This is a genomic window from Streptomyces sp. P17 (genome assembly GCF_032436805.1).
Taxonomy (GTDB): domain Bacteria; phylum Actinomycetota; class Actinomycetes; order Streptomycetales; family Streptomycetaceae; genus Streptomyces.
Genome location: NZ_JAVRBF010000481.1, coordinates 1 through 341, shown reverse-complemented (window position 1 = coordinate 341; position 341 = coordinate 1). Strand labels below are relative to the sequence as shown.

1 pseudogene is annotated in these 341 nt (G+C 68.0%); it reads left to right on the top strand.

Annotation, left to right across the window (positions count from 1 at the left end):
* Positions 1–92: 92 nt before the first annotated feature.
* A pseudogene (locus RMT89_RS41800) lies at positions 93–341 on the top strand (hypothetical protein); the annotation flags it as partial.

Here is a 341-nt window from a genome sequence, read left to right as displayed (position 1 = left end):
CATCGTGCCCATCGTCGTCATCCTCGCGCCCGTGGTCTGCGCCGGACTGCGGATCGGGACGGAAGTGCTGCCCACCGATCAGGGACATTGACATGCCTACCACCATCACCCGACCCGGCATCTATGACGGCATCCCCGACGCCGACTACCACGCCGACCCCATCCCCGACGGCTCGCTGTCCGTTAGCCGCGCCAAGGCGCTCCTCGAAGAAGGTGGCCCGGCGAGATTCCGGCACCACGAGCTGCACGGTAGACCCCGCACAGCGGCACTCGACCTCGGTAGCGCCGTCCATGCCCTCATTCTTGGCGAGGGCAAGCGCGTGGTCGAGGTGGCCGCCGAG